Consider the following 17083-nt stretch of genomic DNA (forward strand, 5'->3'; position numbering starts at 1 on the left):
CCAGAGGGAGAGTCGCAGATGTCATCCTTGAATGCCTTGAACGTCGCCATTGAAGCCGCAGAACGCAAGCGTGACGCGGCCCGCACGACCATGCAGGAGCGCCAGCGCGCTCAGCAGGCGGCACAGGCCCAGATGGATCAGCTGCAGGGCTATGTCCTGGAGATGCAGGCGCGCTGGGGGGCCCAGGAAGGGCTGGCCGTGCAGCCCGAGGTCATGCATCACCAGTATCAGTTCATGGAGCGTCTGCAGCACGCCATCGGCTTGCAGACCCGTGTGGTGGCCGATCAGGACATTCGCCTGGAGACCGCCCGTCAAGCCCTGCTGGCGACAGAGCTGCGCGTGACCAGTCTGCAGAAAGTGGTGCAGGCCCGCCGCCGTGATGTGGCACTGGCCCAGATGCGGCGCGAGCAAAAAGATACCGACGAGCGCGCCACCATGGCCTTTTTTCGACGCAGCTTCGGCCTGCAATTTCAGGAGGCCTGAGCATGGCGGAAACCAGAATTGATGGCCCGCGCGGCGAATCGCGCACCGGCAAGGCCATGGCGCAGTCCATGAGCTCGGCCAAAAGCGCCACGGCCGCAGCAGACGAGTCAGGCCAGGGCTTTTCATCGCTGCTGGCATCGCTGGAAGGATTCGTGACGGCCGGCCTGCCGCAGGCGGCGCAGCAGCCTGCCGAGACATCAGACGTGAAGCTGGCGCCCGGTGAGCAGGATGCGCTGCTGATCGCTCAAGGTCATGCGCCGTGGATGAGTCTGGTCGGACAGACCGCGCAACTGGACGGGCAGGGTGATGCCGATCTGCGCCAGGGCGTGGCCACCGACTTTCTTTCAGGCAGGGGCCATGCCGCGCAACTGGCCCATCGCCAGGCTTTGCAGCTTGGGTCTGGGGAGGCTCATGCCGCATTCATGGGCAAGGATTTGCAGTCAAATCAGGCTCCGCTGTATACAGCGCAAGCGCAAGCAGCTATTAATTCTGATGCGGCTGTCTTGCAACCGCAGCAGGACACAGCCGCGCAGGCTCAGGACGGTGGGCACAGCGCGCTGGCTTCGGTGGCGGAAGAAGCGCCTGCTGCGCGCCTTGAGCCTGCTGTGCACAAGGCGCAGGCATTGCCGCAGCAAGGTATCAGCCTGCAGGGCATGACTGCCGTGCAGCCCCAGGCCCTGGAAGGTCTCAAGGATTTGCTGCGTGCGGCCCGCTCGCCTCAGCAGGATGAAGCTGCGCCACAGGGCAAGACGGCGGCAGTGCAGGGCGGGGCCGATCTGCAGGCCGCAGCCGCTGCCGTCGGGGCAGCCATGGGCGCGGCGAGCGCGGGCATGCAGGGCGGCGGCCAGAACAGCTCCGACTTCGGCCAGAGCCTGGCGGGGCAGGATGCCGCACCGACAGAGCGCGAGCAGGAGGTGTCCGAGCAGGTGGCCTTCTGGGTGCATCAGAAAACGCAGAATGCCGCGCTGTCGATCCAGCATGAGGGCAAGGCTATCCAGGTCCAGGTGCAGCTGAACGGCCAGGAGGCTCATGTGCGCTTTGCAGCGGGCGATGAGCAGGCACGTCAGCTGCTGGCCGACGGTCAGGCTCAGCTGCGCGAGCTTTTGCAGGCCCAGGGGCTGAATCTGAGCGGCGTCAGCGTGGATGCGGGCGGTGCCGATGCCCGGCCCGGCGGCGACAGCCAGGGCGAGGGCGCCCGACCCGGCCAGGCCAGGGTGTCCCGGGTTTCGGTCAATGCTGCCGAGCTGCCGATGGGGGCAGCCGGTGCATCCAACGGCGCGCGGCCGGTGCAGTCCGGCGTGGACCTTTTCGTGTAAATGATCGGTGCCGGCTCACGAAAACCGTGAGCCGGACATGGGCGCGAAACCCGGAATGAAGCCGGGTTTCGCGCTTTTATTCGGGCAATGGTCGGTAGGGCGGGCGGCGAATAATTCAGGCGTGGATCTTCCGTGTCGCGGCAATGGCTGCGGTGTGGATGCAGTCCCCCACTCTTGAGGAATACCCGCCGTGTCAGCCAATCCCAATGCCGCCCCTGTTGCACCTGCTCCTGCCAAAAGCAAGAAGCTGATCGTCATCGTGGCCATCGTTGCCGTGTTGGCCATTGTGGCTGCCGCGGCCTATGTGCTGATGATGCAGCGCCAGCACAGCAGCGCCGATGGCGAAGAAGAAGTCAGCGCCAAAGCCACAGTGCCCACTTTCCTGCCTCTGGACAATATGGTGGCCAATCTGGCCGACCCCGGCGGCGATCGCTTTGTGCAGTTGGGCATCACGCTGGAGTTGGCCGATGAGAAGACGGCTTCCACCGTCAAGCAATACCTGCCCAGCATCCGCAACGGCATTCTGATGCTGGTGTCTCAGCGCACGGCCGACGAGCTGCTGGCACGCGAGGGCAAGGAAAAGCTGGCCGCCGACATTCTGACCGAGGTCTCGGCACCGCTGGGCTTCGGCCCGGGCGCCAAGAAGCGTTCGCGCGACGAAGAGGACGCCGACGAAGACAGCCCGCGTGCCAATCGCAAGGGGCCTGTGCGTCGCGTGCTGTTCTCCAGCTTCATCATTCAGTAAGCAGGGAGGGAGTGCATGAGCGATTCTTTTCTCTCCCAGGAAGAGGTTGATGCTCTTCTTGAAGGCGTTACCGGCGAAAGCCAGCGTTCCGAAGTGGTGGAGGTCGATCTCGGCCAGGTCCGCAGCTACGACATCTCCAGCCAGGAACGCATCGTGCGTGGGCGCATGCCCACCATGGAAATTGTCAACGAGCGCTTTGCCCGCAACTTCCGCATCGGCCTGTTCAACTTCATCCGCCGCAGCCCCGAGGTTTCCGTCGGCACGGTGACGGTGCAGCGCTACAGCGCCTTTCTGCGCGAGCTGGCCGTTCCCACCAATTTCAACATCATGGCCATTCGCCCGCTGCGCGGCAATGGTCTGATCGTCTGCGATCCCTCGCTGGTGTTCGGCGTGATCGACACGCTGTACGGCGGCACGGGTCGCCTGCAGACCCGCATCGAGGGGCGCGACTTCTCGACCACCGAGCAGCGCGTGATCAACCGCATGGTCAATGTGATCTGCGATGAATACAAAAAAGCCTGGCACGGCATCTATCCGCTGGAGCTGGCCTATCAGCGCTCGGAAATGCAGCCGCAGTTCGCCAACATCGCCACGCCCAGCGAAATCGTGGTCTCCACGGCTTTTCAGCTGGAGATCGGCGATATCTCGGGCTCCATCCACATCTGCATGCCTTATGCGACGTTGGAGCCGATTCGCGATGTGCTGTATTCCTCCACTCAGGGCGACGCCATCGAGGTGGATCGCCGCTGGGTCAAGGTGTTGACGCGGGAGATTCAGGCCGCCGAGGTCACGCTGGTGGCCGAGCTGGCCCGCGCCGATGCCACGGTGGAGCAGCTGCTGGCCATGCGCCCAGGTGACTTTATCGAGCTCGACCGCGAGCCGCTGATTCGCGCCTCCATTGGTGGGGTGCCGGTTTTCGAGTGCCAGTACGGCACGCACAACGACAAATATGCAATCCGCGTGGAACGCAGCCTGCGCGGCGGCGAGACCAGCTGGATGGGAGAGAAGCATGGCAATTGACGACAACAACAAGCCCGCAGGTGACGATCCGTTCTCCGGCTGGGCCGAGGCGCTGGAAGAGCAGCGTCAGCATGACCAGGCCGTCGAAGGCCCCGATCTGTCCGACCAGGGCGGGCCGCTGGCGGGCGACGCCGCACGCAGCTATGGCGATGTGCCGGTGCACGATATCAACATGGTGCTGGATATTCCGGTGCAGCTGTCCGTGGAGCTGGGCCGCACCAAGGTGCCTATCAAATACATTCTGCAACTGGCTCAGGGCTCGGTGGTGGAGCTTGATGCTCTGGCCGGCGAACCCATGGACGTGCTGGTCAACGGCTACCTGATCGCCCAGGGCGAGGTGGTGGTGGTCAACGACAAGTTCGGTATCCGTCTGACGGACGTGGTGACACCGTCCGAGCGTCTGCGCCGGGTCAGCCGTGGTTGATAACGCGGCCAACTCTGCGGCAGCGGCCCCTTCCATGTGGCCCACGCTGCTGCTGGTCATCCTGTTTGTTGCTGTCATGGCGGCGTTGCCCTGGCTGGTGCGTCGTCTGCAGCAGAAAAACCTCCTGCCCCGTGGCATGGGGATGGCCCGTGGTGCCGCCTCGGTTCCGGCGCAGGTGCTTGGCACGCTGGCCATTGGCCCGCAGCAGCGGGTGGTGACCGTGCAACTGGGTGAAGGGGAGCAGGCCGTGCGCCTGGTGCTGGGTGTGACGGCGCAGCAGATCCAATGCCTGCATGTGCTGCAAGACCCATCCGCATCCTTGCAATCTGCCCGCGCGGCCCATTCACCTGCCGTCTCATCGTTCACCGACTCGCTGATGCGCGCGCAGGCCGACGAAGCGGCCCGGAATTCTGGAAATGTCTAAATTCGTCTCTCGTGCTGCTGCCGCTGTCTTGCTGGCCATGCCCCTGATGGCCGCAGCCCAGGGCGCACCCGCCAGTCTGCCGCTGCTGGTGGGCCAGGGGGCGGGCGGCACCAGCTATTCGGTGCCCATCCAGACACTGCTGTTTTTCACGGCGCTGTCGTTCCTGCCCGCCATCTTGCTGTTGATGACGGGCTTTACCCGCATCGTCATCGTGCTGAGCCTGCTGCGCCAGGCGCTGGGCACGCAGTCCGCGCCGCCCAATCAGGTGGTGATCGGTCTGTCGCTGTTTCTCACCATGTTTGTGATGGGCCCCACGCTGGACAAGGTCTATCAGGACGCCTATCTGCCCTATACGCAAAACAGCATCAGCTTCGAACAAGCCATGGAAAAGGCCGAAGCCCCCATGCGCGGCTTCATGCTCAAGCAGACGCGCCAGTCTGACTTTGCGCTGTTCAAGCGCCTGGCCAAGCTGGATGCGAATGTCACGGCAGAAACAGCGCCTCTGCGTGTGCTGGTGCCGGCCTTTGTGACCAGCGAGCTGAAAACGGCTTTTCAGATCGGCTTCATGATCTTCATTCCGTTTTTGGTCATCGACATGGTGGTGTCTTCCATTCTCATGTCGCTGGGCATGATGATGCTTTCGCCCGTGCTGGTGGCCCTGCCTTTCAAGCTCATGCTGTTTGTGCTGGCCGATGGCTGGAACCTGATCATCGGCTCTCTGGCGGCGAGCTTTGCTACATGAGGTCCCCCCTGAGTCGCTTGCCTGGGCGGCCCCGCGCCTTCCCGACACCTTCGGTGTGGGGCGGCCCTTCCTCGGTGTCTCGAACATTGAGCCGCGCCGGTTGCTAGCGTGCCAGGCTCCTTGAATTTTTAAGAGAACGTCATGACCTCTCAATTTGTTCTGACCTTTGGCCGCGAGGCCTTGACCCTGCTGCTCATGATTTCCATGCCTGTGCTGGGCGTGGTCATGGGCGTGGGTCTGCTGGTGAGCGTCTTTCAGGCCGTGACCCAGGTGCATGAGGCCACGCTGGCCTTTGTGCCCAAGCTCATCGCTGCCGTGCTCGTGTTTGCCGTGGCAGGGCCGTGGATGCTGTCCACGCTGGTGGATTTCATTCGTCGCACCATAGAGAGCATTCCAGGTTCGGTAGGATGATTTCCTTTAGCGAAGCGCAGATTGCCGCCTGGCTCTCGCCGCTGATCTGGCCGTTTGTGCGCGTGCTGGCGCTGTTCACCACGGCGCCTGTGTTTTCTCAGAAAGCCATTCCCATGCGGCTCAAGGTCGGGCTGGCTTTCCTGGTTGCGCTTTGCGCGCAGCCCGTGCTGGGCGAGCAGACGGTGGTCAGCATTGCCTCGGCCCAGGCGCTGGGCACTCTGGTGCAGCAGGTGGTGATCGGCCTGTCCGTGGGCTTTGCCGTGCGCCTGGTGATGGCGGCCATCGAAGTCGCCGGTGAGGTGGTGGGTCTGCAGATGGGCCTGAACTTCGCGTCCTTCTTCGATCCGACCAGCAATGCCCAGCTCAGTGCCGTGGCGCGCTTCATGGTGCAGATCGCCACCTTGCTGTTCATCGTCATCAACGGTCATCTGCTGGTGCTGATGGCGGTGCTCAAGAGCTTTGAAGCCTTCCCCGTCGATGGCAACTTTCTGCAGGCCATCTCCCAGATGCGGATCCACGAGATGGGCAGCGCCGTCTTCGCCAGCGCTTTCTGGATTGCACTGCCCATGATTGCCATGCTGCTGTTCGTCAACCTGGTGCTGGGCATCATCTCCCGGGTCGCGCCACAGATGAATATCTATGCCGTGGGCTTTCCTGTCACCTTGACTGTGGGTCTGCTGGGTCTGACGGCGACCCTGCCTTTGCTGGAGCAGCCTCTGGTGGCCTTGCTCCAAAAGGGAATGGCAGTCTTCGGGGTTTAATGCGAAGCACTATCTGTTTGATAGCTTGGTGCGCTTTATGACAAAGGGATAAGGCCGCTTTGGGCCTTAGAAAAAGCTGACTCGATGCGGGCGCGCAAGCCAGCGTATCGCCCGCCGCGCGGCTCAGGGTGTATCGATCAGTCCGTTCTTGATGGCATAGGCGGTCAGCTCCGCGTTGCTGCTCATGCCCAGCTTCTCCAGCACCCGTGCCCGGTACACGCTCACCGTCTTGGGGCTGAGCATCAGCTCCTGCGCAATATCGGTCTGGCGCTGACCGCTGGCAATCTTCAGCAGCGTCTGCATCTCGCGCTCGGACAAGGTTTCATGCGGCACGGGGGCGGCAGGCTGGGCCAGGCTGTCGGCCAGCATCTGGGCCACTTCGGCAGTCAGGTATTTGCGTCCGCTGTGGACGGTGCGCACGGCGTCGATCAGCAGCACCGGATCCCCCGCCTTGTTGGCATAGCCGGCTGCGCCAGCCTTGATGCTGCGCAAGGCGTACTGGTCTTCGGGATACATGGAGACCATGATGACGCGGATCTGCGGATGCGTTTCGCGCACGCTGGCTAGCACTTCCAGGCCGCTGCGGCCCGGCATATTGATGTCCAGCAGCAGCACATCGCAAGCTGCGTCGCGCAGTTGCTCACGCAGTTCGGCATAGCTGCCGGCTTCTGCGGTGACGCTGATGTCCGTCGCCTCCGCCAGGGTGTCGCGTATGCCCCGGCGCAAAATGGCATGGTCGTCGCACAGCACCACGTGAATCAAGGTCGCTCTCCCAGGAAGTCAGATGGCAGACCGGACAAGCGCGTGGTTGGATGGCTCATGCCTGGATCTCTGCCAGAGGAATGGTGAGAATGATAGAGGTTCCTCGGCCGGGGTGGCTGCTCACATCCAGCCAGCCTTGAATTGTTCGCGCGCGCTCACTTAGCCCTCTAAGCCCGAAAGACTGAGGCTTTTTGCGATCATCCTGGCTCAGGCCTACCCCGTTATCTGTTACTTCCAGTGTCAAAAAACCCTCGTGGTCGGACAAATCCAGCGTCACCTGGCTGGCTTGTGCGTATTTGCTGATATTGGTCAAGGATTCCTGTGCCGTACGGTAGACCACCACCTGCTGCGCGGCTGCTATTTCCATATGCTCGCGGCTGGTGTGCAACTGGGTGGGTATGCCTGTGCGGCGCTCGAAGTCCTGGGCCAGCCATTGCACGGCGGCCACCAGTCCCTGGTCCAGCACGGGCGGGTGCAGGTTCTGCATGATGCGCTGGCTGGCGCCCAGGGCGTGTTCCAGCATCTCCAGTGCCGATCTGGCATGCTCGCGCTGCTTGCCTTCGGGGCTGTTGCGGATCAGCCAGGCAAGATCAAACTTGACGGCAGTGAGCGAGCCGCCTATGTCATCGTGAATCTCGCGCGAGATATTGGCGCGTTCCTGCTCGATGCTGGTGTGCAGGTGTTCGGTCAGCTCGGCCAGGCGCTTTTCGGACTCTGCCAGCTGCAGTGCGGCGCGGCGGCGCGCTCGCCTCGCCTCATGGACCTCCATGGCGCGCTTGATGACATGGGGCAGGCCGTTGATCTGGTCTTTGAGCAGATAGTCGCTGATGCCCAGTCGCATGATGTCCACGGCGGCAGATTCGCCGATGGCGCCCGACAACAGCACAAAAGGAGGGGCATCGGCACGGGTTCGCACCAAGTCCCAGACGTCGAGAGCCGTGAAGCCGGGCAGATGATAGTCCGCCAGAATCAGGTCGAAATCCTGTGTCTCAAGGGCGCCCTGTACCTCCTGCAGACTGTCCATGGCCGTGAGCGTGCAGGGCAACTGACCGCGCTTGAGGCTCAGGCGTGCCAGAGCCTGATCTGCGACAGAGTCTTCAATATGAAGGATTTTCAAGGTCTGATTCCGGAATTGCATATCGCCAAGGACGCTATCATTGGATACATTTTGGAACATCGAGGGTAGTCGTCAAGTGTGGCCGTGTGCTCACGGGCGGGCTGCCGGGCGGTTCATTTCGTGGAGCATGGCGGCATGGCTGTCATGATGGTTTTACGCAGTTGGAGTAACAATGCAGACGATGCAAAACCCTTCGGGTGTGCCTGCAGTTGCCGTGCCGGTGATGGTGGCTGCGGAGCTGCAGGATGCCTTGCTGGTCACGCTGCGTGATCTGCAGCGTCTTGAAGGGTTGCTGGACCATGCCACGCACAATCTGCTGGAGCGCTTCGAGCAAGTCAACGGGCAATTGTCGCAGCCGGCCTTGCCCGATTCTGCAGCGCTGGCTACAGCACGTGAGTCGCTGCGCCTGGCGGTGACCGAGCTCCAGTTCCACGATATGTCGTCTCAGCTCATTGCCCATATGGCACACACCCTGCAAGCCTGTGCTTTCAGGCTCGGGGCTGCCGCCATGGGCAGGGACGAGGACGAGGCGGAGTCCGCCATCAGTCTGCCAAACCTGCCCGAAAAGCCCAATCCCGTCACGCAAAGCGAGATGGATGCAGGCTCCGTGGAGCTGTTTTGAACTTCTACCCTGTTTTCCGTTGCCCGTCTGTTGGAGCTGTACATGCGATCGATTCTGGCTGTTGATGATTCCCCCTCGATGCGAAAGATGGTGTCTTTCACATTGAGCAGTGCTGGTTTTAAGGTGGTGGAAGCCGTCGACGGTGTGGATGCGCTGGAAAAAGCACAGGCGCAGAACATCGATCTGGTGCTGGCCGACCAGAACATGCCGCGCCTGGACGGCATCGGTCTCACGCGCAAGCTCCGTGAAAACCCGAAGTTCAAGGGCACGCCCATCTTGATACTGACCACGGAATCCAGCGATCTGATGAAGCAGGCGGGCCGGGCCGCAGGTGCCACGGGCTGGCTGGTCAAGCCCTTCGATCCCAATCGATTGATCGAAGTTATTCAAAAAGTGCTGCGTTAAGCCGATAACAACGAATCACAGCAGGAAACACCATGGCGGATACACACCAGGATGGCGCAGGTTCGGGCGCAGACTTCGACCTTAGCCAGTTCTATCAAATCTTTTTCGAGGAAGCCAGCGAGAACCTCGACCAGATGGAGCAGATGCTGCTCAGCCTGGACCTTTCGGCCGCCAACGATGAAGAGCTCAACGGTATTTTCCGCTGCGCCCACTCCATCAAGGGCGGTGCGGCGACCTTCGGCTTCTCGGATGTGACCGAGCTCACGCACCGCATGGAATCCCTGCTGGACCGCCTGCGTCGCCATGAAATCACGCCCATCCCCGAGATGGTCGATGTGCTGCTGGAGTCGGCGGACGCCAGCCGCAGCCTGCTGGCACGTCACCAGTCCGGTGACGAGGGCGAACCGGTTTCCACTGCGGAACTGGTGGTGCGCATCGAGGCCCTGGCCCAGGGCCTGACCGAAATCCCCCAGGTCAACCGCAGTGCCGCGGCTGCCGAGCCTGTGAAGCCAGCTGCCGCTGTTGTCGCTGTGGTGGCGGATACGCCCGCTCAAGCTCGGGCCCCTGCGGCAGCCCAGGTGGCAGAGCCAGGCCCTGTGATCGGTACCGAGCCTCCTGAGGGGGCACGTGAGCTGACGATCGAGATCGGCCCACTGTCCAGGCTGGAGCTGGGCGACGCCATCAAGGAGCTGTTTCGCGATATTCCCGGTCTGGGCACGATCCAGGACCAGGTCGGCACCAAGGCCGATCACCGTCTGTTCAAGGTCAGAACGGTGTCCACCGATGACGAGCTGCGCGATCTGTTCGTCTTCCATGTCTCCAAGGAGCAGGTGCAGATCAGCGAGGCGGCTCAGCCGCAGTCTGCAGCCGAGCCCGTGGCCGAGCCGGAAGCCATGGTGGATGAAGAGGCTGCCATGCCGCCCCACAATCTGCCGGCCGAAGAAGCCTACGGATTTTTTGCGGGCGCTCCGGGCAGCCCCGAGGCTCAGCAAAATCAGGAGCATGCCGCGCTTGGCGGGGCTGGCGGCGTGGCGCAAAAGGCCGCCCCCAAGGCTGCCGCTGCGCATATGGAGTCCACCAGCATCCGCGTGGATGTGAAGAAGGTGGATCAGCTCATCAATCTGGTGGGCGAGCTGGTCATCACCCAGGCCATGCTGGCGCAGAACAGCCAGGGGCTGGACCCGACGACCTATCAGCAACTGCTGGCCGGTCTGGCTGACCTGGATCGCAACACGCGTGACCTGCAAGAGTCCGTGATGTCGATCCGCATGATTCCCATGTCCACCGTGTTCAGCCGCTTCCCGCGCATGCTGCGTGACCTGGCGGGCAAGCTGGGCAAGAAGATCGATCTGGTCACGCTGGGTGAGGCCACCGAGCTGGACAAGGGACTGGTCGAAAAGATTACCGATCCGCTGACCCATCTGGTGCGCAACAGCGTGGACCACGGCATCGAGATGCCGGAGGACCGCATCGCCGCAGGCAAGTCCGAGCATGGCACGCTGACGCTGGCGGCATCCCATCAGGGCGGCTCCATCGTCATCGAGGTGCGCGACGACGGCAAGGGCATGAATCGCGAGAGGATTCTGAACAAGGCCCGCGAGCGCGGCATGGATGTCTCCGACAGCATGCCCGACAGCGATGTCTGGCAGCTGATCTTTGCGCCCGGCTTCTCGACGGCCGACGTGGTCACCGATGTCTCGGGCCGCGGCGTGGGCATGGACGTGGTCAAGCGAAACATCACCTCGCTGGGCGGCACGGTGGAGATCGAGTCCGTCGCCGGCGTGGGCATGAAGGTGGCGGTGCGCCTGCCGCTGACGCTGGCCATCATGGACGGCATGTCCGTCGGTGTGGGCGAAGAGGTCTATATCCTGCCGCTGTCCTCGGTGGTCGAGTCCTTCCAGGTCAAGGCCGACGATGTCAACACCGTGGCCAATGGCACGCAGCTGGTCAAGGTGCGCGACGAATACATGCCGGTGATTGCGCTGGAGCGCACTTTCAAGGTGCCGCGCGCCGATGAAAGCCAGACCAGCAACATCATGGTGGTGGTCGAAGCCGAAGGCAGTCGCGTGGCGCTGCTGGTCGACGAACTGCTGGGTCAGCACCAGGTGGTGGTGAAGAACCTGGAAAGCAATTACCGCAAGGTGCCCAATGTATCGGGTGCCACCATTTTGGGCGACGGATCCGTGGCGCTGATTCTGGATACGGGCGCTCTGGTGCGCCGTACCCGTCATTGAGGCAGTCAACCCGAACAACGCAGAGAGAGCTGACATGAACATCATCAACAAGACTGCCGAAGGCGTGGCCACCGGGGCCCGCGAATACCTGACCTTCCGCCTGGGCGAGGAGGAATACGGCATCGACATCCTCAAGGTGCAGGAAATCCGTGGCTACGAGCAGCCCACGCGCATTGCCAACGCGCCCGAGTTCATCAAGGGTGTGGTCAATCTGCGCGGCACCATCGTGCCCATCGTGGACATGCGCCTGCGTTTCAACTGCTCCGAGGTGGAGTACAACGCCTTCACCGTGGTCATCATCCTGAACCTGCGCAATCGCGTGGTCGGCATTGTGGTGGACTCGGTCAGCGATGTGATGGAGCTGCCCGCCGATGCCGTGCGTCCCGCACCCGATATCGAAAGCGCCATCGACAGCGGCTGCATTCTGGGCCTGGGTTCTGTGGGCGAGCGCATGTTGATCCTGCTGGACATCGAGAAGCTCATGGGCAATGTCGACATGGGCCTGGTGGCCTCCGAAGCCTGAGTGCGCCAGAGGTCCGTGTGCTGAACCTGGGACGTAGCGCTTCATTCGCAGCCTCTCCTGCCAGGCTTGAGCAGGACGATGAGGCGCTGCCGGGCGGCATGTCCGGCCCGCTGGCGCAGGGGCGCGAGTTCGTCTGGTCCAACCGCGACTTTGCCCGTGTGCAGGCCCTGATCTACAAGCGTGCCGGCATCAGCCTGCATGATGGCAAGCACGCCATGGTCTACAGCCGTCTGTCGCGCCGCCTGCGCGAGACCGGGCACGAGAGCTTTGTCAGCTATCTGGACTGGCTTGAGAGCATCAACGACGGGCCTGAATGGCAGGAATTCGTCAACGCGCTGACCACGAATCTGACCTCGTTCTTCCGCGAGCAGCATCACTTCGACATCTTGGCCCAGCATCTGCGCAGCCACAAGCCCGGCGGCAATGGCTGGAAGGTATGGTGCAGCGCAGCCTCCACGGGAGAAGAGCCTTATTCCATCCTGATGACGGCGGTGGAGAGTCTCGGCGCCTCGGCCAGCTTTCAGCTCATGGCCAGCGATATCGACTCGCGCGTGCTGGAGACCGCCTCGCGCGGCGTTTACCGGGCAGAGAACCTCAAGGGCGTGAGCACCGAGCGGCTGCACCGCTTTTTCCTGCGTGGGCGCTCGGCCAACTCGGGCATGGTGCGGGTCAAGCCGGAGCTGCGCCGCTTGGTGGACTTTCTCAACGTCAACCTGATTGCCGGCGATTGGCCGTTCCGGGAGACTTTCGACATCGTCTTCTGCCGCAACGTGATGATTTATTTCGACGCACCGACCCAGCGTCGCGTGCTGGAGCGCATTCATCAGGTGATGCGTCCGGGCGGGCTGCTGTTTGTCGGTCATGCCGAAAATTTCAGCGACTCGCGCGATCTGTTCGCGCTCAAGGGCAAGACCGTCTATGAGCGCCAATGAAGCTGAAGGGCAGGGCTGCAAGTCATGAGGAATCTGAGCTCTCCGCTGGATCTGCCGGGTGCTGGCGCTGCCAGACCCCTGCGCGGCAACAGCTTCGTGCCCCAGGGCTATCCTGATCCGGCCATGCCGGCGCCGGTCTCATCGCTGGAGCAGCTCAAGCGCCAGCCGCGCCAGCCGGGCGAGGCCTCGTTCTTCTACTACGACCCGCATTTCCAGCTCAATTCGGCCAAGGTGTTGCCGGGCGAGTACTTTGTCTCGCGCGACGAGATGGCCATCGTCACCGTGCTGGGCTCCTGCATTGCGGCCTGCCTGTGGGATCGCTTCATGCGCATCGGCGGCATGAACCACTTCATGCTGCCCGACGGCGACAGCAACGATGTGTCGGGGCGCTATGGCTCGTACGCCATGGAGCTGCTGATCAACGAGATGCTCAAGCTGGGTGCGCGGCGCGAATCCATGCAGGCCAAGATCTTTGGTGGTGCCCAGGTCATGGCCAATTTCACGACCATGAATGTGGGTGAGCGCAACACCAGTTTTGTGACAGAGTATCTGCAAACCGAGCGCATTCCCATCGTCTCCGAGGACGTGCTGGATATCTATCCGCGCAAGGTGGTGTTTTTCCCGTCCACGGGCAAGGCCATGGTCAAGCGCCTGGCCCACGCCCATCCCGAGGCCTTGGTGCAGCAGGAAATCAGCCGCGGCAGCGCGGCTGCGGTTGCGCGCAATACGGCGGGCGGCTCGGTGGACCTGTTTTGAGGAAGGTTGAGCGTTGTTAAAGCCAAAAATCCGGGTGATCGTGGTGGACGACTCTGCGCTGGTGCGCAGTCTTCTGGCCGAGATCATCAACCGCCAGCATGATATGGAGTGCATCGGCTCGGCCAATGATCCGTTGATCGCACGCGAGATGATCCGCGATCTGAACCCCGACGTCATCACGCTGGATGTGGAAATGCCCCGCATGGACGGCATTGATTTCCTGGGGCGTCTGATGCGCCTGCGTCCCATGCCGGTGGTGATGATCTCTACGCTGACCGAGCGTGGCGCCGAAGTCACCATGCGCGCCTTGGAGCTGGGGGCCATCGATTTTGTGGCCAAGCCCCGCGTCGGCGTGGCCAACGGCCTGCAGGAGCTGGCTAGTCAGATCGTGGACAAGATCCGCGTGGCTGCCGTGGCCCAGGTGCATCGCCTGCCGGTGGTGCCGCACGGTGTGGCAGCGGCAGCGAGTGCGGGCGCCAAGCCTGCTGCGCCCCGAGCGCCGGCCGCCCCCAGCCTGCTGGGTCGCATCTCGACCGAAAAAATCATCGCCATCGGTGCTTCCACGGGTGGCACGGAGGCGATCCGTGAAGTGCTCACGCATCTGCCGGCTGACTGCCCGGCTATCGTCATCACCCAGCACATGCCGCCGGGCTTCACCACCAGTTTTGCGGCGCGCCTCAACAGCCTGTGCCAGATGACGGTCAAGGAAGCCGCACACGGCGAGCGTTTGCTGCCCGGTCACGCCTATATCGCCCCTGGCGGCAAGCATTTCTCCATTACGCGCAGCGGTGCCAACTATGTGGCCGTGGTCGATGATGCACCGCCCGTCAACCGTCACAAGCCCTCGGTGGAAGTGCTGTTCAAGTCGGTGGCGGCCAGCGCGGGTCGCAACGCCTACGGCATCATGCTCACCGGCATGGGGGCCGATGGCGCCACCGCCATGCGCGAGATGCGCGACGCTGGCAGCTACAACCTGGTGCAGGACGAGAGCACCTGCATCGTCTTCGGCATGCCCCGAGAAGCCATTGCCCATGGCGCGGCCGACGAGGTGCTGCCTCTGCCGCAGATCGCTCATGCCCTGCTGACCAAGCTGCGTGGCGGCTCGGATCAGGTGCATCACCGTATCTGAGATCGCATAAAAAGAGAGCGCCTTGCGCTTGTCAGGTAATGACTTCAGGCTTCTAGAGCTTTGAAATCAAGAGCTGACAGGCACAAGACGCTCTCTTATTTGATGACCTGATTATTCAGACAGCAAGGTCCAGCGCTCCAGCGCCTCCATCAGTGCTTCATCGATCTCCGCGTCGCGCTGGTGCATGGCGACGGCCTTGGCGTTGTCGCTGGCAAACAGGCTGCCGTCGGCCAGCGCTTGCTGAATCTGCTTTTGCTCGGTCTCCAGTGCGGCAATCGTGGCCGGCAGGGCTTCCAGTTCGCGTTGATCCTTGTAGCTGAGCTTCTTCTTGGGGCTGGTCGCAGCGTCGGTGCGGCTTGCGACGGGCTTGGGCTCCTCCTTGGGGGCGGACCTGGCCTGCGCGGCTTCGGCCATGGCCTTGCTGCGGCGCGATTGCTCCATCCAGTCCGTCACGCCACCTTCGTATTCACGCCAGTGGCCGGGGCCTTCCCAGGCAATCGTGCTAGTGACCACGTTGTCGAGGAAGGTGCGGTCGTGGCTGACCAGAAAGACCGTGCCGTCATAGCTTTGCAGCAGGTCTTCCAGCATGTCCAGCGTCTCGATGTCCAGGTCGTTGGTCGGCTCGTCCAGCACCAGAACATTGGCTGGTCGCGCAAACAAACGGGCCAGCAGCAGGCGGTTGCGTTCGCCGCCTGACAGCGATCGGACCGGGGAATGCGCACGCGCCGGAGAGAACAGAAAGTCCGCCAGATAGCTCTTCACGTGCTTTTTCTGGTTGCCGATCTCGATCCACTCGCTGCCGGGGCTGATGAAGTCCTCCAGTGTGGCATCCAGATTCACCTGATGGCGCATCTGGTCAAAGTAGGCCACCTGCAGATTGCCGCCCAGACGCACCTGGCCGCTGTCCGGAGCCAGCTCGCCCAGAATCATCTTCAGCAGCGTTGTCTTGCCTGCGCCGTTGGGGCCCAGCAAGCCGACCTTGTCGCCACGCAAAATGGTGCCGCTGAACTTCTCGACGATTTTCTTTTCGCCAAAGGACTTGCTGACATCGGTCAGCTCGGCCACGATCTTGCCCTGATAGCCGTCGCCCTTGCCGGATGCGATATCCATGTTCACGCTGCCCAGCACATCACGGCGCTGGGCACGGCTGGCACGCAATTCCTGCAGACGGCTGATGCGGCTCTGGCTGCGGGTCCGGCGGGCTTCCACGCCCTTGCGGATCCAGACTTCTTCCTGGGCCAGCAGCTTGTCCGCCTTGGCGTTGATGACGGCTTCCTGGTTGAGCTGCTCTTCCTTTTGCAGCACGTACTGGGAGAAGTTGCCGGGGTAGGTGCGCAGAATGCCCCGATCCAGCTCCACAATGCGGGTGGCAATACGATCCAGAAAGCTGCGGTCGTGGGTGATCGTGATCACGCTGCCCTTGAAGGCAATCAACAACTCCTCCAGCCACTCGATGGAGTCCAGGTCCAGGTGGTTGGTTGGCTCGTCGAGCAACAGGACATCGGGGCGGGCCACCAGAGCCTGGGCCAGTGCCACGCGCTTGCGGGTGCCGCCGGACAGACTGCCCACCACAGCGTTCGGATCCAGATGCAGGCGCTGCAATGTTTCTTCTACGCGCTGCTCCCAGTTCCAGGCGTCATAAGCCTCGATCTGTGTCTGCAACTCGTCCAGATCCTCGCCCTCGCCGCCAGCCAGGTAGCGCTCGCGAATCGCAATCACGGCTGCAATGCCGTCCGACGCCGACTCGAAGATGGTGTGCTCCGGGTTCAGGTCGGGCTCCTGTGCCACATAGGTAATGCGGACCCCGTTCTGCACTTGGAGCTGGCCGTCATCGGCCTTTGCCAGGCCGCCCAGAATCTTGAGCAGTGAAGACTTGCCGGCGCCGTTACGGCCGATCAGGCCGACGCGCTCGCCGGTCTCCAGGGAAAAATTTGCGTGGTCCAGCAGGGCCACGTGCCCGAACGCCAATTGAGCGTCTAACAAAGTAATCAGTGCCATCGTGCCTGCATTATCGTTGGCCTCCATAGAGACAGCGGCCGTAAGGCCGCTGTCTCTATCTCTGGCTCTGGACACAGCCCAGGCAAAGACCACGCTGGCAGATGAATCTTTTGTGTCAGAAACGGCATGGCTAGGGTTTCACCTATGCTATAGTTCGATCCATCGCAGCAAACGACTGCCTCGCAAAAACTCAGAAGTTCTTGCCCAGGATTGAAAAAGCTGTGATACACTACAAGGCTTCGCTGATCGCAGCAAGCAACGAGATTCAAGATCGGGATT

General features: G+C 62.4%; 19 protein-coding genes. 16 read left to right on the forward strand and 3 right to left on the reverse strand.

All coding sequences use genetic code 11. The features are described 5' to 3' along the window. Positions 1-18 precede the first annotated feature (18 nt). From fliJ to fliR, 9 genes are all read left to right on the forward strand, one after another. On the forward strand, positions 19-483 hold the full coding sequence (gene fliJ, locus CTR2_RS02275; RefSeq protein WP_087085283.1) for a flagellar export protein FliJ: 465 nt from the start codon (positions 19-21) through the stop codon (positions 481-483). A 2-nt stretch (positions 484-485) separates the two neighbouring features. Next, a complete protein-coding gene (locus CTR2_RS02280) occupies positions 486-1799 on the forward strand; it encodes a flagellar hook-length control protein FliK (protein WP_087085282.1) in 1314 nt (437 codons plus the stop codon). A 190-nt stretch (positions 1800-1989) separates the two neighbouring features. Then, entirely contained in the window at positions 1990-2544 is a 555-nt protein-coding gene (locus CTR2_RS02285; protein WP_087085281.1) for a flagellar basal body-associated FliL family protein, read from the forward strand. A gap of 15 nt (positions 2545-2559) precedes the next feature. Beyond that, positions 2560-3564 (forward strand): flagellar motor switch protein FliM, encoded by a 1005-nt coding sequence (gene fliM / locus CTR2_RS02290; protein ID WP_087085280.1) that lies wholly within the window; start codon positions 2560-2562, stop codon positions 3562-3564. Next, the gene (fliN, locus tag CTR2_RS02295; RefSeq protein WP_003059131.1) at positions 3554-3988 is read left to right on the forward strand and encodes a flagellar motor switch protein FliN; all 435 of its coding nucleotides are present in this window, start codon (positions 3554-3556) and stop codon (positions 3986-3988) included. Before fliM ends, fliN begins: the two co-directional genes overlap by 11 nt. Before the next feature lie 34 nt (positions 3989-4022). Then, a complete protein-coding gene (locus CTR2_RS02300; protein ID WP_087085279.1) occupies positions 4023-4412 on the forward strand; it encodes a FliO/MopB family protein in 390 nt (129 codons plus the stop codon). Then, positions 4405-5154 carry a flagellar type III secretion system pore protein FliP gene (gene fliP, locus CTR2_RS02305; RefSeq protein ID WP_003065455.1) on the forward strand — a complete coding sequence of 250 codons (750 nt, stop codon included), beginning with the start codon at positions 4405-4407 and terminating at the stop codon, positions 5152-5154. The genes CTR2_RS02300 and fliP overlap by 8 nt, the downstream gene beginning before the upstream one ends. A 141-nt stretch (positions 5155-5295) precedes the next feature. Further along, a complete protein-coding gene (fliQ, locus tag CTR2_RS02310) occupies positions 5296-5565 on the forward strand; it encodes a flagellar biosynthesis protein FliQ (protein ID WP_003059126.1) in 270 nt (89 codons plus the stop codon). Continuing rightward, entirely contained in the window at positions 5562-6326 is a 765-nt protein-coding gene (gene fliR / locus CTR2_RS02315; protein WP_012836874.1) for a flagellar biosynthetic protein FliR, read from the forward strand. The genes fliQ and fliR overlap by 4 nt, the downstream gene beginning before the upstream one ends. 123 nt (positions 6327-6449) lie before the next feature. Here fliR and CTR2_RS02320 read toward each other — a convergent pair whose 3' ends face one another. Then, positions 6450-7088, reverse strand: a complete 639-nt coding sequence (locus tag CTR2_RS02320) for a response regulator (RefSeq protein ID WP_087085278.1) — start codon at positions 7086-7088, stop codon at positions 6450-6452. A gap of 55 nt (positions 7089-7143) precedes the next feature. Next, entirely contained in the window at positions 7144-8265 is a 1122-nt protein-coding gene (locus CTR2_RS02325) for a hybrid sensor histidine kinase/response regulator (RefSeq protein WP_087085277.1), read from the reverse strand. A 112-nt stretch (positions 8266-8377) separates the two neighbouring features. On the opposite strand from CTR2_RS02325, the gene CTR2_RS02330 reads away from it, so the two are divergent. From CTR2_RS02330 to CTR2_RS02360, 7 genes are read left to right on the forward strand one after another with little or no spacing between them, the layout of a single operon-like run. Continuing rightward, positions 8378-8827: a hypothetical protein gene (locus tag CTR2_RS02330; protein ID WP_003065446.1), complete on the forward strand. Its 450-nt coding sequence runs from the start codon at positions 8378-8380 to the stop codon at positions 8825-8827. Between the two features lie 42 nt (positions 8828-8869). After that, positions 8870-9232: a response regulator gene (locus CTR2_RS02335; RefSeq protein WP_003059121.1), complete on the forward strand. Its 363-nt coding sequence runs from the start codon at positions 8870-8872 to the stop codon at positions 9230-9232. Positions 9233-9264: 32 nt separating this feature from the next. Beyond that, positions 9265-11466, forward strand: a complete 2202-nt coding sequence (locus CTR2_RS02340) for a chemotaxis protein CheW (RefSeq protein WP_087085276.1) — start codon at positions 9265-9267, stop codon at positions 11464-11466. 34 nt (positions 11467-11500) lie between these two features. Continuing rightward, entirely contained in the window at positions 11501-11989 is a 489-nt protein-coding gene (locus CTR2_RS02345; protein WP_003077929.1) for a chemotaxis protein CheW, read from the forward strand. A 17-nt stretch (positions 11990-12006) separates the two neighbouring features. Beyond that, on the forward strand, positions 12007-12921 hold the full coding sequence (locus tag CTR2_RS02350; RefSeq protein ID WP_140401083.1) for a CheR family methyltransferase: 915 nt from the start codon (positions 12007-12009) through the stop codon (positions 12919-12921). A gap of 24 nt (positions 12922-12945) precedes the next feature. Beyond that, entirely contained in the window at positions 12946-13677 is a 732-nt protein-coding gene (gene cheD / locus CTR2_RS02355) for a chemoreceptor glutamine deamidase CheD (RefSeq protein ID WP_087085274.1), read from the forward strand. A gap of 13 nt (positions 13678-13690) precedes the next feature. Further along, positions 13691-14806, forward strand: a complete 1116-nt coding sequence (locus CTR2_RS02360) for a protein-glutamate methylesterase/protein-glutamine glutaminase (RefSeq protein WP_217896257.1) — start codon at positions 13691-13693, stop codon at positions 14804-14806. 111 nt (positions 14807-14917) lie between these two features. On the opposite strand, the gene CTR2_RS02365 is transcribed toward CTR2_RS02360, so the two are convergent. Then, on the reverse strand, positions 14918-16804 hold the full coding sequence (locus tag CTR2_RS02365) for an ATP-binding cassette domain-containing protein (RefSeq protein WP_087085748.1): 1887 nt from the start codon (positions 16802-16804) through the stop codon (positions 14918-14920). Positions 16805-17083: the final 279 nt, after the last annotated feature.

The organism is Comamonas thiooxydans (assembly GCF_002157685.2).
GTDB classification, from domain to species: domain Bacteria; phylum Pseudomonadota; class Gammaproteobacteria; order Burkholderiales; family Burkholderiaceae_C; genus Comamonas; species Comamonas testosteroni_H.

What these genes read in the sequence shown, in the direction of transcription:
- fliJ (WP_087085283.1), top strand. Translation starts at nt 19, where the DNA reads ATGTCATCCTTGAATGCCTTGAACGTCGCCATTGAAGCCGCAGAACGC.
- CTR2_RS02280 (WP_087085282.1), top strand. Translation starts at nt 486, where the DNA reads ATGGCGGAAACCAGAATTGATGGCCCGCGCGGCGAATCGCGCACCGGC.
- fliM (WP_087085280.1), top strand. Translation starts at nt 2,560, where the DNA reads ATGAGCGATTCTTTTCTCTCCCAGGAAGAGGTTGATGCTCTTCTTGAA.
- fliN (WP_003059131.1), top strand. Translation starts at nt 3,554, where the DNA reads ATGGCAATTGACGACAACAACAAGCCCGCAGGTGACGATCCGTTCTCC.
- CTR2_RS02300 (WP_087085279.1), top strand. Translation starts at nt 4,023, where the DNA reads ATGTGGCCCACGCTGCTGCTGGTCATCCTGTTTGTTGCTGTCATGGCG.
- fliP (WP_003065455.1), top strand. Translation starts at nt 4,405, where the DNA reads ATGTCTAAATTCGTCTCTCGTGCTGCTGCCGCTGTCTTGCTGGCCATG.
- fliQ (WP_003059126.1), top strand. Translation starts at nt 5,296, where the DNA reads ATGACCTCTCAATTTGTTCTGACCTTTGGCCGCGAGGCCTTGACCCTG.
- fliR (WP_012836874.1), top strand. Translation starts at nt 5,562, where the DNA reads ATGATTTCCTTTAGCGAAGCGCAGATTGCCGCCTGGCTCTCGCCGCTG.
- CTR2_RS02325 (WP_087085277.1), bottom strand. Translation starts at nt 8,265, where the DNA reads ATGTTCCAAAATGTATCCAATGATAGCGTCCTTGGCGATATGCAATTC.
- CTR2_RS02330 (WP_003065446.1), top strand. Translation starts at nt 8,378, where the DNA reads ATGCAGACGATGCAAAACCCTTCGGGTGTGCCTGCAGTTGCCGTGCCG.
- CTR2_RS02335 (WP_003059121.1), top strand. Translation starts at nt 8,870, where the DNA reads ATGCGATCGATTCTGGCTGTTGATGATTCCCCCTCGATGCGAAAGATG.
- CTR2_RS02340 (WP_087085276.1), top strand. Translation starts at nt 9,265, where the DNA reads ATGGCGGATACACACCAGGATGGCGCAGGTTCGGGCGCAGACTTCGAC.
- CTR2_RS02345 (WP_003077929.1), top strand. Translation starts at nt 11,501, where the DNA reads ATGAACATCATCAACAAGACTGCCGAAGGCGTGGCCACCGGGGCCCGC.
- cheD (WP_087085274.1), top strand. Translation starts at nt 12,946, where the DNA reads ATGAGGAATCTGAGCTCTCCGCTGGATCTGCCGGGTGCTGGCGCTGCC.
- CTR2_RS02365 (WP_087085748.1), bottom strand. Translation starts at nt 16,804, where the DNA reads ATGGCACTGATTACTTTGTTAGACGCTCAATTGGCGTTCGGGCACGTG.